Annotated in this window: 14 protein-coding genes, 1 tRNA gene and 1 riboswitch; of the genes, 9 read left to right on the forward strand and 6 right to left on the reverse strand. The window is 39.7% G+C overall.

Features of this window, described 5'->3' with window-relative positions; translation table 11 throughout:
- Nucleotides 1-17: 17 nt before the first annotated feature.
- Nucleotides 18-518 carry a SixA phosphatase family protein gene (locus tag ACOEN1_RS03920; RefSeq protein WP_422485130.1) on the reverse strand — a complete coding sequence of 167 codons (501 nt, stop codon included), beginning with the start codon at nucleotides 516-518 and terminating at the stop codon, nucleotides 18-20.
- Nucleotides 519-830: 312 nt separating this feature from the next.
- Nucleotides 831-907 (reverse strand) — tRNA-Pro (locus ACOEN1_RS03925).
- 216 nt (nucleotides 908-1123) lie between these two features.
- Nucleotides 1124-1220, forward strand: a riboswitch (SAM riboswitch).
- Nucleotides 1221-1279: 59 nt separating this feature from the next.
- Between ACOEN1_RS03925 and metK the strand changes: the two genes are divergently transcribed.
- From metK to ACOEN1_RS03940, 3 genes are all read left to right on the forward strand, one after another.
- Entirely contained in the window at nucleotides 1280-2461 is a 1182-nt protein-coding gene (gene metK / locus ACOEN1_RS03930; protein ID WP_422485131.1) for a methionine adenosyltransferase, read from the forward strand.
- Nucleotides 2462-2637: 176 nt separating this feature from the next.
- On the forward strand, nucleotides 2638-4884 hold the full coding sequence (locus tag ACOEN1_RS03935) for an ATP-dependent RecD-like DNA helicase (protein ID WP_422485132.1): 2247 nt from the start codon (nucleotides 2638-2640) through the stop codon (nucleotides 4882-4884).
- Nucleotides 4877-5524, forward strand: a complete 648-nt coding sequence (locus ACOEN1_RS03940) for a ComF family protein (protein ID WP_422485133.1) — start codon at nucleotides 4877-4879, stop codon at nucleotides 5522-5524. Before ACOEN1_RS03935 ends, ACOEN1_RS03940 begins: the two co-directional genes overlap by 8 nt.
- 6 nt (nucleotides 5525-5530) lie before the next feature.
- On the opposite strand, the gene ACOEN1_RS03945 is transcribed toward ACOEN1_RS03940, so the two are convergent.
- Genes ACOEN1_RS03945 through ACOEN1_RS03955 form a run of 3 tightly spaced genes read right to left on the reverse strand, consistent with a single transcriptional unit; the run spans nucleotide 5531 to nucleotide 10183 of the window.
- Nucleotides 5531-6460 carry a YihY/virulence factor BrkB family protein gene (locus tag ACOEN1_RS03945; protein ID WP_422485134.1) on the reverse strand — a complete coding sequence of 310 codons (930 nt, stop codon included), beginning with the start codon at nucleotides 6458-6460 and terminating at the stop codon, nucleotides 5531-5533.
- Nucleotides 6461-6483: 23 nt separating this feature from the next.
- A complete protein-coding gene (locus ACOEN1_RS03950) occupies nucleotides 6484-8472 on the reverse strand; it encodes a prolyl oligopeptidase family serine peptidase (RefSeq protein ID WP_422485135.1) in 1989 nt (662 codons plus the stop codon).
- Nucleotides 8435-10183 carry a hypothetical protein gene (locus tag ACOEN1_RS03955; protein ID WP_422485136.1) on the reverse strand — a complete coding sequence of 583 codons (1749 nt, stop codon included), beginning with the start codon at nucleotides 10181-10183 and terminating at the stop codon, nucleotides 8435-8437. Before ACOEN1_RS03955 ends, ACOEN1_RS03950 begins: the two co-directional genes overlap by 38 nt.
- 169 nt (nucleotides 10184-10352) lie before the next feature.
- Between ACOEN1_RS03955 and ACOEN1_RS03960 the strand changes: the two genes are divergently transcribed.
- Nucleotides 10353-12047, forward strand: coding sequence for a M3 family oligoendopeptidase (locus ACOEN1_RS03960; protein WP_422485137.1), 1695 nt, complete (start codon nucleotides 10353-10355; stop codon nucleotides 12045-12047).
- A gap of 36 nt (nucleotides 12048-12083) precedes the next feature.
- Here the strand turns inward: ACOEN1_RS03960 and ACOEN1_RS03965 are convergent, their stop codons facing one another.
- The gene (locus ACOEN1_RS03965; RefSeq protein ID WP_422485138.1) at nucleotides 12084-12983 is read right to left on the reverse strand and encodes an FUSC family protein; all 900 of its coding nucleotides are present in this window, start codon (nucleotides 12981-12983) and stop codon (nucleotides 12084-12086) included.
- 315 nt (nucleotides 12984-13298) lie between these two features.
- On the opposite strand from ACOEN1_RS03965, the gene hpf reads away from it, so the two are divergent.
- The 5 genes from hpf to ACOEN1_RS03990 all read left to right on the forward strand — a co-directional run bounded on the left by hpf (nucleotide 13299) and on the right by ACOEN1_RS03990 (nucleotide 21105).
- A complete protein-coding gene (gene hpf / locus ACOEN1_RS03970; RefSeq protein WP_422485139.1) occupies nucleotides 13299-13835 on the forward strand; it encodes a ribosome hibernation-promoting factor, HPF/YfiA family in 537 nt (178 codons plus the stop codon).
- A gap of 104 nt (nucleotides 13836-13939) precedes the next feature.
- Entirely contained in the window at nucleotides 13940-16693 is a 2754-nt protein-coding gene (gene secA, locus ACOEN1_RS03975) for a preprotein translocase subunit SecA (protein ID WP_422485141.1), read from the forward strand.
- Between the two features lie 30 nt (nucleotides 16694-16723).
- Nucleotides 16724-17831 (forward strand): peptide chain release factor 2 gene (prfB, locus tag ACOEN1_RS03980; protein WP_422485147.1). Its coding sequence is split into 2 segments (ribosomal slippage): nucleotides 16724-16798 and nucleotides 16800-17831, totalling 1107 coding nucleotides; the frame shifts between segments, so codons are not numbered across the junction.
- Between the two features lie 43 nt (nucleotides 17832-17874).
- Complete coding sequence (locus tag ACOEN1_RS03985) at nucleotides 17875-19980, forward strand: Tex family protein (protein ID WP_422485143.1); 2106 nt, start codon at nucleotides 17875-17877, stop codon at nucleotides 19978-19980.
- Nucleotides 19981-19992: 12 nt separating this feature from the next.
- Nucleotides 19993-21105, forward strand: coding sequence for an ATP-NAD kinase family protein (locus ACOEN1_RS03990; protein WP_422485144.1), 1113 nt, complete (start codon nucleotides 19993-19995; stop codon nucleotides 21103-21105).
- Nucleotides 21106-21500 lie beyond the last annotated feature (395 nt).

Raw genomic sequence — 21500 nt, forward strand, 5'->3', positions numbered from 1 at the left:
CATCGTTTCCATAATTGTTATTTATCGGCAATTTTCACAAAGTCACGAGTCTGCAGATACCATCTTAGTTCAACCTTGCTTTCTCCTAACTCTTCATCAGGGAATTTAAAGCAGGCTGCGGTTCCCTTTTTGAAGCGAAGAAAAGTACCAGAAATTTCCTGACTCCATAATGAAAGGTAGGGTTGTTGCCCAACCACAATTGCAGCTTCACCAGGTTCAATTTCTTCCACAAGCTCTCTAAGTCTACTGACACCACTACCTGTAGCAAGAAACTCCAGGTAAGTTGGCTCATCAAGATCTAATTCCTCCGCTAACATTTCAGCCGTTTCTTTTGCTCTAACCGTAGGGCTGGAATAAATTTTCAAAGTTTCATAATTATCGATCATTGTTTTGAAGCCTGCGACACTTTTCTTTAATAGAACTTTCCCTCGAGGAGAAAGTGCTCTTAAATCATCCTCTTCAGCAGATTCTTTATCCTCTGCAATTCCATGTCTATAAAGTATAAGATATTTACTCATTCTTGTATCCTCCTTTTTTAGTAATGTTTTAATTAGGCATATTACTCAATTTCTTATAAAGATCTGCAAAATATTATTTCATTAGCTCATCTTTCAGATAGCCTAATATCACTCTTAAAACCCATTATATCAAAAAAAATATGTCTATACAAAAGAAAGTGAAAATTGAGTTTTTTCTATATAAAAAAGCATCGGGGACGGTTCCTTTTGCTTTTTTTCTTCATTAGTCAGATTTTGGTCGGAATTTTGACCAATTTTATAGATATCAAAAAAATAAAAAACGCTGGAATAGTTAAATTCCAGCGTTTCTGATGGTCGGGGTGAGAGGATTTGAACCCCCGGCCCCATGGTCCCAAACCACGTGCGCTACCAAACTGCGCTACACCCCGACGTTTTTTGTCAACTTCTTAATTATAATGCAATTTCATTTAAAATGCAAGAGCTTTTTTAAAATTGTTTTTGTCTTTCTTGGAACCTGCAAATATCATTATATATTCACAGCTGCCTAAAGTCAACATGCTGAACATAATATTTGATCAAAAAACAATTGACTACCATACTCCGTTGTGCTATTATTTCACTTAGTGAAAATAAATATCTTGATTACCTTATCAAGAGTGGTGGAGGGATAGGCCCTATGAAGCCCGGCAACCTGTTTAACAGGTGCTAAATCCTACAGAATGTGATTCTGGAAGATGAGGTGTAGTGTGAGCTCACCTTGTCTTGACGACAAGGTTTTTTTAATTTTAAGGAGGAAAAAAATGAAAAAATGGTTATTCACATCGGAGTCCGTAACAGAGGGGCATCCTGATAAAGTCTGTGACCAGATATCAGACGCAATACTGGATGCGATCCTTGAGCAGGATCCTGAAGCCCGAGTAGCATGTGAGACAATGGTAACAACTGGAATGGTACTTGTTTCAGGAGAAATTACAACTAACTGCTATGCAGATATTCCGAAAATAGTAAGAAAGACAATAGCTGACATTGGCTATGTAAGAGCAAAATATGGATTTGATGCAGACACTTGTGCAGTGCTGACATCAATCAATGAACAATCACCTGATATTGCCAGGGGAGTTGATAAGGCTCTTGAACAGAAGGAATTAAGCGAAGACGAGATGGACAAGACAGGTGCAGGAGACCAGGGTATGATGTTTGGATTTGCCTGCAATGAGACGGAAGAATTGATGCCTCTTCCTATATCACTGGCTCACAAACTGTCAAGAAGACTTTCAGAGGTAAGAAAAGACGATACTCTTAATTACCTAAGACCAGACGGAAAGACGCAGGTTACTGTTGAATATCATGATGACAAGCCATTTAGAATTGAGAATGTTGTTGTGTCAACTCAACACAGCCCTGTTGTTACTTTGGAACAGATAAGAGAAGACATTGAGAAGTATGTAATAAACGAAATTATTCCTGAAGAAATGATGGATGAAAACACAAAGATCTATGTAAATCCAACTGGAAGATTTGTTGTTGGCGGACCTATGGGTGATGCAGGACTTACAGGAAGAAAGATTATCGTAGATACCTACGGTGGATATGCAAGACATGGTGGTGGAGCTTTCTCAGGGAAGGACGCTACAAAGGTTGACAGATCCGCTGCCTATGCTTCAAGATATGTTGCCAAGAACATTGTAGCTGCTGGACTTGCAGATAAATGCGAAGTAGCACTTGCCTATGCCATAGGAGTTGCGCATCCTCTTTCAATCAATGTTGACACCTTTGGAACAGGAAAACTGAGCGACGAAGAAATAACACAATTGGTTAAGGATAATTTTGACTTGAGACCAGCTGCAATAATCAGGGATCTTGACCTTAGAAAACCAATCTACAGACAACTGGCTGCCTATGGACATATGGGTAGAACGGATGTCGAGCTAACGTGGGAGAGGACAGACAAAGCTGAAGCTCTTAAAAAGGCATTGAAATAAAAAAACATCTGATGTAAGTAAAGGGAGCTTTTTACGATACTCATGTATGAAAATTTCATGATCCAATCAAAGTAGAAATTTCCTATTCGTAATAATACTGATCCCCCCAATATACAATATTGTATATTGGGGGGATTTCTTGTTATAATGGAAATAATGAGAAAGAAGGTGAGAATGTGGAAATACAGGGAATTGTTGAGGATATAATCTACAGAAATGAATCCAACGGGTATACTGTCGGAAGACTGTATACATCTGATGGGAGCATTACCTTCGTAGGTCAGGTCCCCTACATACAGAATGACCAGGCGGTACTCTTGAAAGGGGAATGGATTTATCACAACAAGTTTGGTGAGCAATTCCAGTTCCAGTCCATGGAAACCATCATGCCTACAACTACCAAGGGTATCGAGAATTATCTTGGATCAGGATTGATTCCACATATCGGACCTAAGACAGCTAAACGAATAGTTGATAAATTTGGTGAAAAGGCTCTTGATATAATTCAGTACTATCCTGATAGACTTCTTGAAATTGAAGGAATTGGCAAGAAAAAACTCAAGGTTATAATGGAATCCTTTGACGAACAGAGGGAAGTTCGTGAAGTTATGGTTGCACTTCAGGAATTTAATATCAGCCCGAACCAGAGCATGAAAATCTACAAGGAGTACGGGACTGAAACATTGAAGGTTATCCGTGAAAATCCATACAGACTTGCTGAGGATATTCATGGGATGGGATTTCGGACTGCCGATGAAATTGCAGAAAAAGTTGGTCTGGAGAAGAGTTCACCCCACAGACTCCAGGCTGGATTAAAATATGTTTTAACCAGGGCAGCAGGTGAAGGACATTGCTATCTCCCGGAAGGCGAGCTTATTGATAAGGCAGCGATTCTTTTGCAAATCCAATCAGAGAATCTGAAGGACCCGCTAACCTCTCTATTATTGAGTAAAAGCTTTCATCTTGTGGAAAGTGGAGATGAAAGGATAGTCTACTATATGCCATATCATATGGCTGAAAACAGTGTTGCGAAGGTTCTTGTGGAACTGAGCCTTGTTGAGCAGGATGAAATTGTAGCTGATATGGATAAGGCGCTTGATAATCTTGAAAAGAGTCAGGAGTTTTCCTTTGGAAAGAAGCAAAGGGATGCTGTCCAAAGCGTTTTGCAGAACGGGGTAACAGTAATTACAGGTGGTCCCGGAACGGGAAAGACCACAATAATAAATGCAATAATTGCCTTGATGGAAGCAGAGAAGAAGGAGATTCTGCTTGCTGCTCCCACGGGAAGAGCAGCAAAGAGGATTACAGAAACCACAGGAAGAGAGGCAAGGACAATCCATAGACTTCTGGAAATTTCATTCCAGGATGATAATCTTCAATTCAATAAGAACGAGGAAGAGCCTCTGGATGCAGATGTGGTAATTGTGGATGAGACATCAATGGTTGATATTCTACTTATGAATCAGCTTCTTAGAGCCATTAAGCCAGGGACAAGACTTGTTCTTGTGGGAGATGTGGACCAGCTTCCTTCGGTAGGTGCAGGGAATGTTTTAAGAGACATCATAAACTCAGGTGTAATCAAGGTCGTAATATTGGATGAGATATTTCGGCAAGGTGAGGAAAGCATGATAATTGTAAATGCTCATCTTGTAAACAAAGGTGAAAAACCTGTGCTTAATATAAAGGACAAGGATTTCTTTTTTATGTCAAAAGACAGTGGTCTTGAGGTTAGAGATACAATAGTTCAGCTTTGTCTAAACAGACTGCCTGATTTTTATGGCCTGGACCCCATTCGGGATATTCAGGTGCTTTCGCCAATGAGAAAGGGTGATGCCGGTGTTACTGCCCTAAACAAGGCACTTCAGGAAGCAATAAATCCTCCATCTCCAAAGAAGAATGAAAAAGCTATGGGAGATGAGCTTTTCAGAGAAGGCGACAAGGTTATGCAGATCAAGAACAACTACAAGGCCTCCTGGATCATTAGGAAGGGTGGCTTTAGGACAGAAGAAGGCGAAGGTGTGTTTAACGGTGATTTTGGCTATGTTCAATCGATAGACCAGGATGAGGGTACATTGCAGGTTGTCTTTGATGATGACAGGGAAGTGGAATATCAATTTACTCAACTGGATGAATTGAGGCTTGCATATGCCACAACAATACACAAATCCCAGGGAAGTGAGTTTCCTGCGGTAGTTATACCGGTTTTTTCGGGTCCCCCCATGTTGCTAACCAGAAATCTGCTTTACACTGCAATAACTAGAGCAAGGGATTTGGTGGTACTGGTTGGTCATCACAGGTACTTGAACCAGATGATAAGAAACAATCTTATTACAGAAAGATATTCATCCCTTGACATAAAAATGCGCGAATATCTTAATCTTCTCTTAAGTATGGATTCGCAGGGAGGTAGCTTTCTTGATTGATAGACTTCTTTATCCGAAAGACAACTTTTGTTATATATGCATGGATGAATCAAGGAATTTAAAACACTCATTGTGCACCGAATGCAGATCCAGAATCGAGGAAATTCATAAGGAGTTTAAAATTGACAGTCCCTATATAAAAAAGTGCTATTCATCATTTTTTTACAATAATTTTATTAAGGATTCAATTCACCGGTTTAAGTTTGAAGATAAAAGCTATCTTTACAGACCATTCCATTCATATATGATTGAGACAATAAGTCACAATAATCTTACGGATTTTGACATAATAATTCCTGTGCCAATACACTGGAGAAAAGAAGCGACCAGGGGATATAATCAAGCTTATCTTCTTGCAAAACCAATAGCTATGAAGATGGAGAAAAATGTTCTTAAGGATTGTCTTGTTAAATCTAGATGGACAAAAGAACAAAATACCCTTTCAGCATATGAAAGAAAGAGGAATCTCATTGACTCTTTCAGTGTTAAAAAAAGAGAAAGAATCCAGGATAAAAGGATTCTTCTGATTGACGATATATTTACAACTGGAAGTACACTAAAGATATGCAGCCAGACTCTTGTTGAGGCGGGTGCGGCTGAAGTCATGGCTCTGACTCTTACTTCAACAAAAATTGAATAACCCAGCCTAGGCTGAGTTATTTTTTTTGTCCTTATTCATAAATCCCATCAATACACTTCTCTCCTTGATAGGCTTGAAATCATTTTCTTTAAGGGCTTCAAGTGTTGCATTTAGCTCACCACCCAGTACTATTACAATACTGCTTATAAACAACCACACAAGCATCACTATTACCCCGCCCAGACTTCCGTAGGTTACTGCATAATTACCAAAGTTGGATACATAGAATGAAAACAACAATGATAGAATAATCCAACCAAGAGTTGCAAATATTGCTCCTGGCAAGGTGGATTTTAAAGGAACGGTGTGTCTGTTTCGTATGTTTGGACTGTACTTATAAAGCATGGCAAATGTAAAAATCATAAACAAAAGAGGTATGATAAACCTTAGGTAATTCCAAAGGGTTATAAACAAATCCTCTATCCCAAGAAAATCAGATATCAATGTTCCAATCAGTTCTCCGGCAACCAGTGATATAAATACAATTATTATCACAAAAACCAATATTATCGTAAATAAAAGGCTCAAACCCTTGAGTTTTAGGAAGGATCTACTCTCGGTGTAGTCATAAGCCTTGTTTATTGCTCTGATCACAGCCTTCACTCCTGAAGAGGCAGTCCAGAGTGCCGCAATGGCTGCTATTGATAGAAACCCCTGAGAGCTTGAGCTTACAACATCCTCATGAAATGTCTTTATGATATCCTGAATATCTGTGGGCATATACCGGATCATATTCATTACAACATCCTCCTGACCCAGTGGAGTATAGCTTATGATATTAAGCAGAACCATAAGAAAAGGGAACAAGGATAAGATTAGAAAGTAAGTGAGCTGAGCACCTGTTCCTGGAACGTTGTTTTCACCAAATCGATATACAAGCTGATCCAGAACCATAATTGGCTTTTTTGTAATATAATGTTTTGCAAACTTTTCCATATAATCACCTGTTTATTTCGGGGTTATTTTTTCAAATGTCTAGCGAACCATTCTAGAATCTCATTTAGTCTCCGAAGCCTACCCTGAGGTCTTCCCTCCCTTGAGAGGCCGTGACTTTCATTTTTAAAAACTACCATTCGTGAATCCACACCGTGATACTTAAGTGCTGTATACATCTGAAGTCCTTCTGGAATCCAGCAACGGTAATCTTTGTCTGAGTGGATAAAAAGTGTTGGTGTTTCAACCTTATCAGCATATTTTAAGGGTGAATTATCCCACAAAACCGAATAATTGTCCCACGGAGTTGCACCTACTTGATCTTCGGCAAAGTAATAACCAATATCTGATGTTCCAAAAAATGAGAACCAGTTTGAAATACTCCTTTGTGAAACTGCAGCCTTGAACCTTTTGGTATGCCCGATAATCCAGTTTGTCATATAACCACCGTAGGATCCACCTGTGACACCAATATTTTCCCTGTCAACAGATGGGAAGGTTTCAAGTACCTTGTCTGTAAACAGCATCAAGTCTTCATAGTCTATATTTCCATACTTTCCACGAATATCTGAGAATTCATCTCCATAGCCATCGCTTCCCCTTGGATTCATATAGAATACAAAATAACCCTGATTGGCCCATAGCTGCATCTCATGGTGAAAAACTCCTCCAAAGACTGTTTTGGGACCACCGTGTATGTTCAGGATTGCTGGATATTTAAGGTTTTTATCGAAATCCACAGGCTTAAGAACCCAGCCTGTCAAGTTGGTCTCATCATTATTGTATGATAGTACCATTGGTGTTGATAATTTTCTATCCTGGATCACCCAGTCATTGTAGTTTGTCAATCTATGCTCCTGATCATCCAACCTGTAAAGCTCCTGAAGATAGAGATCCCTCATGCCAACAAATATAATCTTATCTTCAATTACATCGAAACCGTCGACGGATCCATCATGGATACTTAATTGTTCAAGGTTGCCATCAAGGGATATTCTGAAAATATGACAATTATATTCTTTTGTGCTTAAGAAGTAGAGATACTCACCAGAAACCTTGTAGCTTCTGTTTCCTCCATATCGAGTGTCTGAATTCACTGAACTCCACAAGGACCAGTCAGGCTCTGCAATTCGAACAAAGCTAAGACCTTCGTCCTCAGTAACAAATATCCGCGGATTTTCGTTGATTCCGCAGGTAAGCATATCCGTTCCGACAAATATTATCCTGTCATCAATATAATCTGCATAATAGTAGTTAAAGTCTGAAATCGGCGAAATCTTTTCACAGGTTTCTTCCACGAGATTAAGCTGATAGAGCTGGTTACTGGTACTCATTTTATCTGTAAAGGAAGAGGTTACAAGAAGTGCCCTGTCCTTTGATGGATTAACTGCAATGCTTTCAACATTTGTAAATTCATCAGTGACAGAAGTCAGTTTTCCATTGCTGCTATCGAATATATAACAGCGGGTTCTTCTTTTGTTGGTGAAGTCTCCTCCGTCTGCCCAGAAGGGTATTTCATCCAAAACCTGAAATTCATTTTCTTTTTTGATATCCTTGATCTTCTTTTCAATTACATCTTCGTCAAGACCCTGAACATCTCCAAGTCTCTTGTCAAACGATCCTAGAAGAATGTACTTGTTGTCCCCTAGATACTCAATTTTTGAAACATCAAGAAATACTTGGAAAGCCTTTTTAGCCTCGCCACCGTTGATTGAGATTTCATAGAAGCTTGTTAGTGGATAACCCTTATCCTTTTTCTCCTTATCTTTCTTGTCCCTTAAGGAAGGAAAGAGCAGTCGATCATTGTTTTTCCATACAAATGACCCTTCCGAGTCGGTACTTGTAAGCTGTCTAGCTCCATTGTGCTCGTCCCAAACAAATATATTGGAATTATACTTGTTCTCCTCCTCGTCAGCAGTATGAACTACAAATCCACATGTTTTTCCATCAGGTGATAGGTCCACACCTGATAGAAACTTAAATTTCGTCAAGTCCTCCGGTCTTAGATTCTCCATAGCCTTCCTCCTTGTTTCTTTTAGTATACTGTCCAATGTTGATTACTTTATTTTTTCTTGGCTTGCTCCATTCATCCAGATGCGGGGCGATTACTCTTCCCGCTGAAGTGAATGATATAAGTCTATTAAAGCCTTCATTTGATAATATACCCATAAATGTCATGTATCTTATCAATAAATACAGGTCATCTCTATCAATATCTTCCATAATTGGAAGATTCTCTCTGGTAACAGGTCCTTCTTCTAGTTTCTTTACAGATTGAAGAAGTATCTTCATAATCTGTCTTGATTTTCTGGAGTCTACTTGTAGAAGTTCCTTCATGGTATCCTGGCTCCAGAATCCTCGCAAATGAAGGGTAAGTTTATCCTCCTTTGACATACTTAGGTACTCGGAGGCATTCCCCGTAACCGACAGAATATTTTTTCTGATCTTCAGGATTTTAAGTCTAAGACCCATATTGAAGAAGAAATGGATAACAGGTTCCTTCATCTGTCCTGGTCGGCTGAAAAATAGCAGATATTCCTTTTCAAGAAAATCGATTACATTGTTTTGGTCTGCCTTTTTAATATGCTGCTTCTTTTCTGTGAGCTGAAGTGGATTATCAAAGATATATAGTAGAAATCTGTCAAAATCGTTGATATAGCTGCTTATTGAATCAGACTCATATTCTTTCATCTGGAGAGACAGCAATGGATCTCCCTGAGCCATGGTGTTTCTTTTTAATATCTCCTTTAGATAATGGAATCTTTCCTTGCTTATCTCTAGGATTTCATCATTAGCTTCCTGATATCTATTTGAAATTTTTGACTTGTATCCAAGATAAGCCTTAAGAGTGCTGACATAACTGTTGAATATCAGTCCGGATGTTACAAACTTCTCATAAATCGCATCGCTTAGCATATCCCTGACAGATATCTTGTCCAGGTCCTTGAAACTGTAGGCTTCCTCACTTAGATAGTACTCGTAAAGCTCAATCATATTTGTAAGATGCTTTTCTATTTCAGCAGAGCTTTTTTTTGTGGAAAGATATTCTTCAAACTCGTCAAGTTCCTGATAAATTGGGATCAAATCTTCACTTTCGGGATCAAAGTACTTGTATGCACTTTGATAAAAGAGATCATAGATTTTTAGCGCGTCATTTTTTAGATATGACTTTGCACCTTCAAATCTCTTATTTTCATCCAGTTTGTTGAAATCCTTCAGCAGTATTCGAATAAATGAGTGAATAACAGATTTTGGAACAAAACTTACCTCTCCTATCATACGACTTTTACCCAAGACTGTTCCAAGTCTTGAAAGAAGATAGTCATCCTCCTTAAGGACATAGGAAACCTGTGGTTCAAGAAGTCTGTGATCTTCTTGCGTAAGAACATCCGTAACAATGACATATGGCTCTTCAAAAGATCTAATCTGAAATAGGGAAACATATGAAGCTGTCTTCTCCCTTAAGATTTCAATCTCTTCAGGTGACATGCTCATATCTTCGAGGATAAGTCTTTCTGCAAAAGTCATATTATCCTTGTCTCTGTAGTCACAGCAAAGCCAGATATTAAAGGGAAGCTTTGAGCTTTCCTCCTGGAGAAAAGGATATAGTCCCAACATTCTATCGTATATATATTTAATTTCTTCCTGATTGTTTATATATTTAATTAGTTTTTCAGTCGCCTTGCTTTCAAGCAGCTGAAGTTTTTCATAATCTTTTGTTTTCATAAAAATCCTCCTTCTATAACACTGAAAACATTATACCTTAAGAAAGTATCATATACAATAAAACAGATGAATTCAAAACTATTCTGAAATATTTACAAAATATTTCTGTGGTGAAAATCCAGATAAATTCTGGTATATTGTAGTTAGGAACGATAATGGAGGTGCAATGATGAAATTCGGAGATTTTAAATACAATAGGCCACACCTTGACACCATGGAAAAAGAGGTTGAGGAGCTTTTAAAGGAGTTTGACAGCTCGGAAAATCCACAGGAACAAAGCAGGGTAATCGAGAAAATCACAGAAATAAGAAACCATTTTGAGACCATGTATACCTTGGTCAGCATAAGACATTCAATTGACACAAGGGATTCCTTCTATGAAAAGGAACAGGTGTATATGGATGAGAATTCTCCAAGATATACTAATATGATCACAAAGTTTTACAGTTCCCTTGTTGGTTCGCAATTTAAAGAGGAACTATCAAAAGTCTGGGGAGAACAGCTTTTTCGTCTGGCCGAGCTACAGATAAAGACTTTCAGCGAGGAAATAATGGAAGATCTTGTTGTAGAGAACAAGCTTTCCACAAAATATGACAAGCTTGTTGCCGCCGCTGCAATACAATTTGAGGGACAAACCAGGAACCTAAGTCAGCTGAGACCGTTTATGGAATCACCTGACAGAGGGATGAGAAAAAAAGCATACAATGCATACACTTCATATTTTGAGGAGAATGAAGAGGAGATAGGAGATATATACGATCAGCTTGTAAAGATAAGAGACAGGATGGCAAAGAAGCTGGGATATGAGAATTTTATTCAGATGGGCTATGACAGAATGTCAAGGTCAGACTACAATCACAACATGGTTAGAAATTTCAGAGAGCAGGTGCTGCAGAGCATTGTTCCATTAGCAAGTAAAATCAAGGATAGGCAGAAAAAGAGGCTCCTTTTGGAAGAACTGACATACTATGACGAGCCCCTTCAATTTTTATCGGGTAACGCCAACCCAAAGGGTGGACCAGAGTGGATTCTTGATAAGGGAATCAAGATGTACAAGGAGCTTTCAAGTGAAACTGGAGAATTCTTTGACTTTATGGTCGAAAATGAACTTCTTGACCTTCTTTCAAAGGAAGGAAAGAGAAGTGGAGGATACTGTACGGTTATACCTGATTATAAAGCGCCTTTTATATTCTCAAACTTCAACGGTACAAGCGGTGACATCGATGTTCTGACACATGAGGCAGGTCATGCTTTCCAGACCTATATGAGCATGGACCTGGAGCTTCCTGAGTACAAGTTTCCGACACTTGAAGCCTGTGAGATACACTCCATGAGCATGGAATTCCTTACCTGGCCCTGGATGGAATCATTCTTTGAGGAAGGGGTGGATAAATACAAGTATAGCCATCTTGAAGGTGCAGTCAGCTTTCTTCCCTATGGGGTGACGGTGGATGAGTTTCAACACATAATCTATCAAAGACCAAATCTTACACCTGATGAAAGAAAAAAGGTGTGGCGTGATCTGGAAAAGAAGTATCTTCCATTTAAGGATTACAGTGGAAACAGCTTCCTGGAAAGCGGAGGGTACTGGATGAGACAGGGTCACATATTCTCGAACCCCTTTTATTATATTGACTATTGCCTTGCACAGGTTTGTGCATTCCAGTTCTGGAGAAGAAGCCTAGAGGATAGCGAAAGAGCCTGGAAAGATTACCTGGAGCTTTGCAAAGCTGGAGGAAGCATGGCATTTATTGATCTTGTGGATTTGGCAGGACTGAAGAGTCCATTCCAGGATGGCACGGTTCAATATGCAATCAAGCCAGTAAAGGAATTTCTTGAGAACATTGACGATAGAGCACTTTAATCACAAAAACCACCCTAGGGTGGTTTTTTAAATCTATCAAGCGTCGTTTTGTTTTCTCTGTGAATGTTCCATAAGGAACAAGATATTCTTTAGTAGTCTTTGCAGGTGGTAGTTAAAGATTATGTCGTTCTCTCGCATGATTGCTTTTTTCTCCCATATTGGGGTTATTGAGTAGACATTTTGCAGCATGTCTAGATTGTCCGGACTTACAATTGCTATATACTGCATCATCTGTAGAGCAGAAAGGTCGTTGTAAATATCTTGAATAATCCTGATGGTGATTTCTGATTCAATCTTATCCCTGTTTCTGACTATGTTGATTTTTGTTTCCTGCTGGATCAAATCTTGGAGTTTTTCAATTTCAAGAAGTTCTTCCTTGAAATCAAGAAGGTCAATTCTTTGCTTTCCGACCACTAGTTTATAGGTGGAAGTTTTTGCATTTTCTAGCATTCTGTTAACAAAATTATTGAATAATATATCATTATTCGGAGCCGCAATAAAATAGTTGACTATAACAGCAATTACGATTCCTATAAAAGTATCCAAAACCCTGCTAATTGCATAAGGTGTCATTGCCAAGCCGTGATTATTGGATACTGCAAGAAATACTATTGCTGAAAGTGAAATAGACTTTTTCCAGTCTAGAAGATTCAATATGTGAATAACGATTATAATACCAAGACCCAGGAAAAAAGGGTTTCGAGGTAAGTAAAGGGCAAATAGAAGTGCTACAATTGCTCCCGTAACAGTTCCAAGCATTCTATTCTTGCCCATGACAAACGACTGCGATACCGAAGACTGCATGGTCGATATTGCACCAATCCCTACAAACAGAGGGCTTTGAAGATTAAACACCTCTGCTACCAATAAACCTATGGCTACAGCAAGACCGGTTTTAATCGTTCTCATTCCGATTGTGTATTTTTTCAAATCCATAATTATTCTCCTTCGAAAGTTTCTATTCATTATACTCTAACCTATTGCTTGTGAATTATCAAGAGTGTAATCCACAAAATAAACCCCGATATGTGGCGTTTTCCACAGACTTGCCCACAGTATCCACAGGAAGTTGTCAACTTATCCACAACAAGTGGATTGTTTTATCCACAATGATGGACCAGTTGCAAATAGTCACATGGAAAATAATGGAAATAAAAGTGTCGATAAAATAGTGTTTAGTCACTGGTAGGGGGAGGGTATAATAAGAACAAATAGTATAAGAGATTATGCTACATGAAAGGAGCTGGGTTTATGAAAATGAACTATACTGGAAAGAATATGGAGGTAACTGACGCACTAAGGGACGTAACTGAGAAGAAACTGAGTAAGCTTGAAAAATACTTCCAATCTGATATCTCAGGTAACGTTACATTTGGCACTGAAAAAAACAGGAAGATCATAGAGGTTACCATAAACCTTCCCGGCACTATTTTAAGGGCAGAGGAGTCCAGTGATGATATGTATGCATCAATAGATAAGACTGTTGACATACTTGAAAGACAGGTTAGAAAGCATAAGACAAAGCTACAGAAAAGGTATAGAAACAATGAAACCATAAGATTTGACAATGTACCTTCCCTGACTAAAGAAGAGGAAGAGGACAAACCAAAGCTTGTAAGAAGAAAGAGATTCGGTTTGAAGCCAATGTCATCTGAAGAAGCTATACTGCAAATGGAGCTTTTAAGACATAACTTCTTTGTATTTATGGATGCTGACACTGAAGAAGTATCAGTTGTCTATAAGAGAAAGGATGGAAACTACGGATTGATCGAACCTGATTTCAACTAAATTGCGGATATTTTAGCAGGGCTTAGGCCCTGCTTTTTTAATTTGGCACTATTAACGATAAATGGTATAATTAAATGATGTTAATTTTGAGAGGATGATTATTGATGGGACTATTTGACAAGGTTTTCGGAACCTATAGTGAGAGGGAATTGAAGAAGCTGGATAATACGGTGAATCAGATTCTATCCCTTGAGACAGAAATCCAGAACCTTAGTGACGACGCACTTAAAGAGAAGACAAATGAGTTCAAGGATAGATTTACTAGTGGTGAAGGCTTAAGTGATATACTTCCTGAGGCATTTGCCGTTGTAAGAGAAGCTTCCTGGAGAGTACTTGGAATGAAACATTTTCCAGTACAGATATATGGAGGAATCATACTTCATCAGGGACGTATCGCTGAGATGAAAACAGGTGAAGGTAAGACTCTTGTTGCAACATTGCCTGCCTACCTAAATGCACTAACCGGACTTGGAGTTCACATAATCACAGTCAATGACTATCTGGCAACACGTGACAGGGAATGGATGGGTAAAGTGTACGAATTTCTTGGACTGACAGTGGACTGTGTAGTTCATGGAATGGACAACAAGGACAAGAAGGAAGCCTACAAAGCTGATATTACTTATGGTACAAACAATGAATTCGGATTTGACTACCTTAGGGATAACATGGTTATTTACAAGGAAGAAATGGTTCAGAGAAATCTCTACTATGCAATAGTGGATGAGGTTGACTCCATTCTTGTGGATGAGGCAAGAACTCCACTTATTATTTCAGGAAAGGGTGACAAGTCAACAAGCCTATACCAGATGGCGGATTCCTTTGCAAAAACGCTCTCCTATAGGAAGCTTGATCCGGAGGAGACAAAATCTGACCCATTCAACAGGGAAATAAAGGAAGAAACCGTTGATTACCTTATCGATGAGAAGGCAAAGAGTATTGCTCTTACAGACAATGGAACCGCCAAAGCTGAAAGCTTCTTTGGGATAGAAAACCTGGCGGATGTTGAGAATATGGAGATAGCTCACCATATCAACCAAGCCGTCAAGGCAAGAAGCATAATGAAAAATGATATTGATTATGTTGTACAGGATGGAGAAGTCATAATAGTCGATGAGTTTACCGGAAGACTTATGTATGGTAGAAGATATTCCAATGGATTGCATCAGGCAATCGAGGCCAAGGAGGGACTACATGTAAGAAGTGAGTCAAAGACCCTTGCAACCATAACCTTCCAGAACTATTTCAGAATGTATGAAAAGCTTTCAGGTATGACGGGTACAGCTAAGACTGAAGAGGAAGAATTCAGAGAAATCTACAATATGGATGTTATTGAGATTCCTACCAATAAACCGGTAATAAGAATTGACGAGTCTGATAGTGTATATAAAACTGAGGCTGGAAAATTCAGGGCAGTTGTAGATGAAATTAAAGAGAAGCATGAAATTGGACAACCAATGCTGGTTGGTACCATAACAATAGAAAGATCCGAGCTTCTTTCAAAGATGCTGAAAAAAGAGGGCATAAAGCATGAAGTCCTAAACGCAAAGCAACATGAAAGAGAGGCTGAAATTGTAGCTCAGGCAGGTAGATTCGGATCAGTCACCATAGCAACCAACATGGCTGGTAGAGGTACAGACATTGTACTTGGTGGCAATCCCGAGCATATGGCTAAGGATGAAATGAAGAAAAAAGGTTACGACGATGAAGTTCTTGCCTACGTCGATGGATTTTTTGAAACCGATGACCAGGAAATTCTGGATGCCAGAAAGCTATACCATGAACTGATAGAAAAGCATGAGAATGCCACAAAGAGTGAACATATGAAGGTAGTGGAAGCAGGCGGTCTTCATATAATCGGCACTGAAAGACACGAATCAAGACGTATAGACAATCAGCTTAGAGGTAGATCCGGACGTCAGGGAGACCCGGGAAGCTCAAGGTTCTACATTTCATTGGAAGATGACCTTATGAGACTTTTTGCAGGTGAAAGAATAAAAAGCATAATTGATGGTATGAATATGCCTGAAGATGAGCCTCTTGAGCATGCACTCCTGACTAAGACAATCGAAGGCGCACAGAAAAAGGTTGAGGGAAACAACTTCTCAATCCGTAAACACGTTCTCCAGTATGATGATGTTATGAACAAGCAAAGAGAGATCATGTACGGAGAAAGAAGAAAGGTACTTGAAGGTGAGAATCTTAAGGATCATATCCATGAAATGGTGCGAAACCTTGTAGTAGCTAATGTTGAGTTTTATACAAGAGGCGAGAAGTATCCGGAGCAGTGGGACTTTGAAGGTCTTGAAACATATCTGATGAAACAGTTTGGATTCAAGCAGGGAATATTTGTCGGCTTGGATATTGAGTCGCTTACAAAAGAAGACCTTATTGAAAAGATCATGACAAAAGCAGAGGAAGCTTACAAGATCAAGGAAGCTGAGTTTGGGGAAGAGCAGTTCAGGGAAGTTGAGAGAGTTGTGCTTCTTCAGGTTGTAGATAAAAAGTGGATGGATCACATTGATGCCATGGATCAGCTTAGACAGGGAATTGGCTTGAGAGCATATGGTCAGCAGGACCCTGTAAGGGCATATCAGTCTGAAGGCTTTGATATGTTTGAGGAAATGACAAGGAGTATCTCGGAAGATACAGTCGGACTTCTATACCATGTGGTCAAGAACGAAAACATCGAGAGAAAAAGAGTGGCACAGCCTGTAAATGCAATTGCACCAGGACAGGAACAAGTAAACAAGACTGTTGTAAACAAGGAAAAGAAGATCGGAAGAAATGACCCTTGCCCATGTGGAAGCGGCAAGAAGTACAAGAAATGCCATGGAGATCCGACAAGACAACAGTAATACTGTAGAATGATGAAGGGATGTGAGATTGTGGAGAGTATCTATCTTGACAGAGACCGCCTTAATGAGATAAAGGAGACGGTCAAAGAATTGGGTGTTTCACTTTGACCTGCCTAAACTAAGGAGCAGAGTCAAGGAGTTGCAGGAAGAATCCTACAAGGAAGACCTCTGGGATGATGTAAAGAGAGCCCAGGGAATTATGCAGGAAATAAAAGCCATAAATAATGATATTGAGCTTTATGATAAACTCCTTGAGGATATCGAAGATGTGGAGACAATGATAGAACTTATAATTGAAGAGGATGATTTTTCCCATTACAAGGATGTCCAGAAGAATATTGCTATTCTTGAAAGGAGAGCTGACAAGTTTAAGGTTTCAACACTCCTAAATGGTGAATTTGACCAGAAAAGTGCAATTTTTTCCATACATTCAGGAGCAGGTGGACTGGAAGCCCAGGACTGGGCTGAAATGCTTCTTAGAATGTACAGAAGATGGGCTGAGAACAAGGAATACAGTGTAGAGACACTTGATCTTCAGGCAGATACGGAAGGTGGAATTAAGTCTGTGACTCTTCTTATAGAAGGGTTTAATGCCTATGGTTACCTTAGAAGTGAAAAAGGAGTTCATAGACTGGTCAGAATTTCGCCATTTGATTCCTCGGGGAAAAGACACACATCATTTGCAAGTATAGATGTATATCCTCAGATAGATGATGATGTGGAAGTTGAAATAAATGAAAAGGATCTTAAGGTTGATACCTATAGGGCTTCAGGGGCCGGAGGACAGCATGTAAACACGACTGACTCAGCCATCAGGATTACCCATCTTCCAACGGGTATCGTCGTTCAGTGCCAATCAGAGAGGTCCCAGCACAACAACAAGGCTACGGCCATGAACATGCTTAAGGCTAAACTGATCCAGCTGCAACAGGAGGAAAACAAGGAAAGGATAGATGACCTTCAGGGCTCTTATTCACAGATATCCTGGGGGTCACAGATAAGATCCTACGTATTTCATCCCTACAACATGGTCAAGGACCACAGAACCGATGCAGAAGTCGGTGATGTCAACCGTGTAATGGATGGTGACATAGATTACTTTATCAACGAATACTTGAAATACAAGGCCCTTCAGTAGAAGGGCCTTTGTGCAAAAGTAAAATAAGAAAGGTTGGTTCCATATGGACATTGTATCGCGATTGGCCCAAGAGCTTAAACTTAAAAAGAAACACATTGAAAATGTAATCCAGATGATAGATTCTGGAGACACAATTCCCTTTATAGCAAGGTATAGAAAAGAGCAGACTGGAGAAATGACAGATGTTATGCTCAGAGACCTGCATAACAGACTGATGTATTTAAGGAATCTGGAATCCAAGAAGGAAGAGGTATTAAGGCTTATTGGAGAGCAAGGTAAGTTGACTCCAGAGCTTGAAAAAGAAATATTGAACTCGGACACTCTTCAAAGGGTGGACGACCTGTACAGGCCCTATAGACCCAAGAGAAGAACCAGAGCGACAATGGCAAAGGAAAAGGGACTTGAACCTTTGGCAAAGGAGATTATGCTTCAGGGAATGAACAAGGAGCAGCTGATTGCTTATGCAACAACCTTTGTTGACGAAGAGAAGGAGGTTCCTGATTGGGAGGCAGCAGTTCAGGGGGCAATGGATATACTTTCGGAGGATATTGCAGACGACCCTGATTTTAGAAGGTCAGTAAAGAACTACTTGTGGAGAAACGCTCTCCTTGTAACTCATGCAACCGACAAAGAAGCTGATTCGGTCTATGAAATGTATTATGATTTTAAAGAGCCCGTTAATAAAATTCTGAATCATAGGATCCTCGCCATCAACAGAGGCGAAAAAGAGAAGATACTTAAGGCTTCACTATATATAGAAGGAGACGACGGCGTAAAGATAATAAGAGACAAGCTTTTAAAGAATCCGCCAAGCATATGTACGGGTTATGTTGATTCTGCAATTCAGGATGGATACAAGAGACTTCTCTACCCTTCAATAGAAAGGGAAATAAGAAATGATCTGACAGAAAGAGCTGAAGATGAGGCAATCAAGGTTTTTGCATTGAATCTTGAACCACTTCTAATGCAGGCTCCTATCAAGGGTAAAACTGTACTTGCAATAGACCCCGGCTTTAGGACAGGATGCAAGGTTGCAGTAGTTGATGATACAGGTAAACTTCTCGACCATACAACAGTCTTTCCTACAGAACCTCAGAAAAAGATTGAAGCCACCAAGAAAACCCTGGCCGCATTGATAGAAAAACATAATGTTGAACTGATTTCCATTGGAAATGGTACTGGGTCAAGGGAGACGGAGGCTGTAGTCGCAGAATTAATGAAGGAAATTCCACAAAAGGTGGCATATGCAATAGTAAATGAAGCAGGAGCGTCTGTGTATTCAGCATCAGAAGTAGGGTTGAAGGACTTTCCGGATCACGATGTTACGGTAAGGGGAGCTGCATCAATAGGAAGAAGACTTCAGGATCCATTGGCTGAGCTTGTAAAGATTGACCCCAAGCATATTGGTGTTGGACAGTACCAGCACGACCTTAATCAGGGAAAGCTGGATGATGCCCTTACAGCAGTTGTTGAAGATTCAGTAAACCGGGTTGGAGTTGATCTGAATACAGCAAGTCCTTCTCTTCTAAAGTATGTATCTGGAGTATCGACAAAAGTTGCAAATAGCATAGTTTCATACAGGGAAGAGAATGGAAAGTTTTCAGGTAGAAAAGAGCTTCTCACAGTAAAAGGACTTGGGGATAAGACCTTTAAGCAATGTGCAGGATTCTTAAGGATATCAGGTGGCAAAGATCCACTTGACAATACCGGAGTTCACCCTGAGTCATACAGTATTGCAAAGAAATTAATGAATAAGAATCTGGACAGTATAAATCTTCAGGAAATTTCTACTGAGCTCGAAGTGGGCTTACCGACTTTGGAGGATATTGTAAAGGAACTTGAAAAACCGGGTAGAGACCCAAGAGATGAAATGCCAAAACCTTTGCTTAGAGAGGATATTCTCAAGCTTGAAGATCTGTCTCCGAGTATGGTCCTTAATGGAACGGTAAGAAATGTTGTTGATTTTGGTGCATTTGTGGATATAGGTGTAAAGCAGGACGGACTTGTCCACATATCTGAACTGGCCGATAAATTTATCAAGCACCCAAAGGAAATCGTCAAGGTTGGAGATATCGTTAAGGTTAGAATTATTCAGGTTGACAAGGATAAGGGCAGAATTTCTCTTAGCATGAAGAACATTACAGGATAGGAGGGCATATCGATGAAGCTTGGCGTAATAGTAAACCCAATCGCAGGCATGGGTGGCAAGGTTGGATTAAAGGGCACAGATGGACCTGAAGTCCTTGAAAAGGCGAGAAAGATGGGAGCAAAGCCCGAATCTCCAGGCAAGGCTGAGAAAGCTTTGAGGACTCTTGTGCCCTTGAAGGACAGGCTTGAAATTCTGACATTCCCAGGAGATATGGGAGAAAATGAAATGAGGAATTTGGGATTTGAACCTACAGTGCTTGATTCAGTCAAGGAAAATACCACTGCCGAGGATACTGAAAAGGCTGCAAGGATGATGATGGATGAAAATGTTGACCTTATAATATTTGCAGGTGGTGATGGTACAGCAAGAAATATTTTCAATGCCATTGGAGAAAAAGTTCCAGTAATAGGAATACCGGCAGGGGTGAAAATCCATTCAGCAGTTTTTGCAAACCATCCGGGAGGGGCAGGAGAGATTGCTTTCAATTATCTTCAGGATATGGAGATTGGAACAAAAGAGGCAGAGGTAATGGATATAGATGAGGGAGCCTACAGGGATGGTGTTCTGACAGCTAGGCTTTTTGGATATATGCGAATTCCTCATATGCCTGATTTGACTCAGGTTCAGAAATCCAGTGGATTTGCAGATGAAAAGGAAGCTGTCTCGGGAATAGCTGAAAAAGTCATTGAGGAAATGCGAGATGGAATTTATTATATTATTGGTTCAGGGACTACAGTTCGCGGAATTATGGAGGAACTTGGACTCCCAAACAGCCTTCTTGGAGTAGATATAATAAAGGATAAGAAGCTTGTGGCATCAGATGTTAATGAAAAACAGATTCTCGAAATAATTGGGGATGACCCTGCAAAGATAATAGTTACGGTAATAGGAGGACAGGGATATCTATTCGGCAGAGGAAACCAGCAGATGAGTGCCGAGGTAATAAAGAAGGTCGGAAAGAAAAATATCATTGTAATAGCTACAAGAAGCAAGATATTTGCCCTCCAGGGAAAACCACTTCTTGTTGATACAGGAGATGATGAAGTTAATCAGATGATGAATGGATATATCAAGGTTGTATATGATTATTATACTGAGGCTTTGCAGGATGTGAAAGGACTGTAGGTCAACGAACATTGATCAGTGAACATTGAATAATTAAAGAATTGTCACTCTGAGTGCAACTAAGAGTCTGTGCTGTTAAAATCTAAGAAGTAAGAAGTAAGAGTTAAGAAGTAAGAGTTAAGAAGTAAGAGATTAAGGGGTCGTCATCCCGACCGAAGTGGAGGGATCTCGATTCATCATTCGCTCTTAGGTATTTGCCCGCAGTTCTTACCCTGTCAATGAAATATCTAGAAATCCTAGATTTCTGATATTTCTATTGCTGGGCACGTGCGCTTCAAGTCCGATACCCTATCAATGAAATATATCAAAATCAAAGATTGGGGGTGCGGATGTTTTTTTGGACTCTTTTTAGACAATTCCAAGACTTTTCCGGTAAGCTTTTATGCTCTTGCCCC

The sequence above is a fragment of the Gudongella sp. DL1XJH-153 genome (assembly GCF_049310905.1).
Taxonomy (GTDB): Bacteria; Bacillota; Clostridia; order Tissierellales; family Tissierellaceae; genus Gudongella.

Excerpts from the sequence above, each read along its gene's own strand:
- ACOEN1_RS03920 (WP_422485130.1), bottom strand. The coding sequence starts at position 518 with ATGAGTAAATATCTTATACTTTATAGACATGGAATTGCAGAGGATAAA.
- hpf (WP_422485139.1), top strand. The coding sequence starts at position 13,299 with ATGAAAATGAACTATACTGGAAAGAATATGGAGGTAACTGACGCACTA.
- metK (WP_422485131.1), top strand. The coding sequence starts at position 1,280 with ATGAAAAAATGGTTATTCACATCGGAGTCCGTAACAGAGGGGCATCCT.
- ACOEN1_RS03955 (WP_422485136.1), bottom strand. The coding sequence starts at position 10,183 with ATGAAAACAAAAGATTATGAAAAACTTCAGCTGCTTGAAAGCAAGGCG.
- ACOEN1_RS03985 (WP_422485143.1), top strand. The coding sequence starts at position 17,875 with ATGGACATTGTATCGCGATTGGCCCAAGAGCTTAAACTTAAAAAGAAA.
- ACOEN1_RS03960 (WP_422485137.1), top strand. The coding sequence starts at position 10,353 with ATGAAATTCGGAGATTTTAAATACAATAGGCCACACCTTGACACCATG.
- secA (WP_422485141.1), top strand. The coding sequence starts at position 13,940 with ATGGGACTATTTGACAAGGTTTTCGGAACCTATAGTGAGAGGGAATTG.
- ACOEN1_RS03965 (WP_422485138.1), bottom strand. The coding sequence starts at position 12,983 with ATGGATTTGAAAAAATACACAATCGGAATGAGAACGATTAAAACCGGT.
- ACOEN1_RS03945 (WP_422485134.1), bottom strand. The coding sequence starts at position 6,460 with ATGGAAAAGTTTGCAAAACATTATATTACAAAAAAGCCAATTATGGTT.
- ACOEN1_RS03990 (WP_422485144.1), top strand. The coding sequence starts at position 19,993 with ATGAAGCTTGGCGTAATAGTAAACCCAATCGCAGGCATGGGTGGCAAG.
- ACOEN1_RS03950 (WP_422485135.1), bottom strand. The coding sequence starts at position 8,472 with ATGGAGAATCTAAGACCGGAGGACTTGACGAAATTTAAGTTTCTATCA.